This is a genomic window from Variovorax sp. 20P10.2.4 (genome assembly GCF_058244205.1).
This window is the reverse complement of record NZ_JBZAYE010000803.1, coordinates 1-2,911: the sequence shown is the minus strand read 5'-3', so window position 1 is coordinate 2,911 and position 2,911 is coordinate 1. Positions and strand designations below refer to the sequence as shown.

Annotated in this window: 1 protein-coding gene; it reads left to right on the top strand. The window is 71.9% G+C overall.

The window, feature by feature from the left end; translation table 11 throughout:
• Positions 1 to 2,911: filamentous hemagglutinin family protein (locus AC27VN_RS37790; RefSeq protein WP_490879974.1), on the top strand; the 2,911-nt coding region annotated here is incomplete at both ends.

Genomic DNA, 2,911 nt, shown 5'->3' with positions numbered 1-2,911 from the left:
GGCACCGGCGACCTCGAGCTCTACGCCGGCGGCAGCTACCGGCAGGAGTCGCTGTTCGGCGTGTACACCGCGGGCACCTCGGTGGCCGGCACCGGCAACGACTCGGGCTACAACGCGCCGCGCGCCAGGCTGCCCGACGGCAGCGTGCTCGGCGCGGGCAACGCGGACTACGAGCGCACGCTGCCCGTGCAGCGCCTGTGGTTCACCGAGAACGGCGGCGACTTCACGCTCTCGGCGCAGGGCGACATCCTCGGCTACCTGCAGCCCGAGACCCTGTCGACCGGCGAGTGGCTGTGGCGCCAGGGCGGCGCGGAGATCGGCGAGCGCACGGCCTGGGGCCTGAACTTCGGCAGCTATGCCATCGACGGCTGGCCGACCCTCGCGCAGCCGCGGCTGGGCTTCGGCGGTTTCGCCGGCATGGGCACGCTCGGCGGCGGCAATGCCAGCGTGCACGCGGGCGGCAACATCGGCACCACGGGCTCCTTCACGCGCGGCCTGCTGGTCGCGGTGGGCAGCACCGGCCGCGTCGCCGACGGCGGCGTGCTGACGCAGACCGGTGGCGGCAATCTCGACGTCTCGGCCGGCGGGCAGATCCGCACCGGCCTGTATGCGAACCTGCGCGGCGACACGCGCATGGCGGCCGCCGACGTGGGCAGCGTGGTGCTCAAGAACTTCGCCACGCCCAACAGCCAGGACCCGCGCGCGGTCGACCCGCACACGCCCTACAGCGGGCAGCGCGACGGCGTCGTGAACTTCGCGCCGGGCGACGGCGTGCTGCGCATCGAGACGCTGGGCGACCTCGCGATCGGCGCGGTGGTGGATGCGGGCCGCGCGGGCGAGCGCGTCGAGACGCAGGCCAGCAACGGCAGCTTGAGCGGCCCGACCGCCAGCTGGTTCACGCTGTGGACCGACCGCACGGCGCTCGACCTGTTCTCCGCGGGCGGCAACGTCTCGCCCTTCGGCATGCCGAACATGGATCCCGTGACCAACATCCAGGACGTGAGCAGCAGCACGAACATCATGCCGGCCACGCTGAGCGCGGTGGCGGCCGGCGGCAGCATCTACTACGCGACCGAGAGCCCCGGTGCCGGCCAGATGATGCCGTCGCCGGTCGGCCATCTGGACCTGCTGGCGCGCGACCTCGTGAGCGGCGACGCGACCAATTCCGTCACCTTCGGGCACAACCCGATCGGGCCGCTGGGCACGGCGCTGTCGAGCATGGTCACGCCGCTGCGCCCGGGCTGGCGCATGCTGCGCGACGTCCCCAGCAACCCGCTGGCCGCCACCAACTACTGGAACGCCAGCAAGCTGCAGCAGTACGAGTGGGACGCGATGTACCAGAACAGCTTCGCCGACTACATTCCCGCGCACATCGGCACGGGCGGCACGTTGTTCAACTTCGGGCTCAACACCGTGAGCGACGCCAGCACGGCCGGCACCGGCGTGGCCTCGCACATCTATGCGGTCGACGGCGACGTGCTGGCGGTGCAGATCGGCAGCCTGCAGAACGTGAGCCTGGGCAACGGCGAGGCGCCGATCCCGACCTACCTGGCCTCCAAGCCGCTGCGCATCCTGGCCGGCGGCGACATCGTCAACAGCAGCGGCCTGATCGTGCAGAGCGACCCGGCCGAGATCTCGATGATCGCGGCCGGCGGCGACATCCTCTACACCAACTTCAGCATCGCCGGCCCCGGCACGCTCGAGGTGTCGGCGGGCGGGCAGGTCTACCAGGGCAACCGCGCCAGCCTGACCAGCCTGGGCGCCATCGCGCTCGGCGACCGACGCCCCGGTGCCGACATCGTGGTGCAGGCGGGCCTGGGCGTCGGCCCGCGCGGGCAGGGCGCGAGCGACTTCGCGGGCTTCGCGGCGCAGTACCTCGACCCGGCCCGCGTGATCGCCCCCTCGGCGGCGCTGGCCGACCAGCCCGGCAAGGTGGTGAAGACCTACGACGCCGAGCTCGCGCAATGGCTGCGCGAACGCTTCGGCTACGCGGCTTCGTCGCCGGCCGATGGACTGGCGCATTTCCAGGCGCTGCCGCCCGAGCAGCAGCGCGTGTTCGTGCGCGCGGTGTTCTATGCCGAGCTCACGGCCGGCGGGCGCGAGTACAACGACCCCGACAGCAAGCGCTACGGCAGCTACCTGCGCGGGCGCAACGCGATCGCGGCGCTGTTCCCCGAACGCGATGCGAACGGGCAGCCGATCGCGCGCGCGGGCGGCCTCACGCTCTACCAGGGCAGCAACGGCAACGCCGGCATCCGCACCGTGGTGGGCGGCGACATCCAGACCCTGACGCCGGGCGGCAGCACCATCGTCGGCGTGGAGGGCGTGACCCCGGCGAGCGTGGGAAGCGTGAGCCCCGCCGGCCTCATCACCCAGGGCGAGGGCAGCATCGACATCTACAGCCAGGGCAGCATCCTGCTGGGCCTGTCGCGCATCATGACCACCTTCGGCGGCGACATCCTCGGCTGGTCGGCCACGGGCGACATCAATGCCGGGCGCGGTTCGAAGACCACGCTGGTCTACACGCCGCCCAAGCGCGAGTACGACACGCTGGGCAACGTGAAGCTCTCGCCCAACGTGCCGAGCACGGGCGCCGGCATCGCGACGCTCGATCCGATTCCGGAAGTGCCGCCGGGGGACGTGGACCTGATCGCGCCTCTCGGGACCATCGACGCGGGCGAGGCAGGGATTCGCGTGTCGGGCAACGTCAATCTCGCGGCCTTGCAGGTGGTCAACGCGGCCAACATCCAGGTCAAGGGCGAGTCGGCCGGGTTGCCGGTGGTGGCCTCGGTCAACGTCGGTGCGCTCACGAATGCGAGTGCCGCCGCCGCGCAGGCCACGATGGCGGCGCAGGACGTGATGCAGCGCGAACGCGCGAGCGCACGCCAGGCCTTGCCCTCCGTGTTCACCG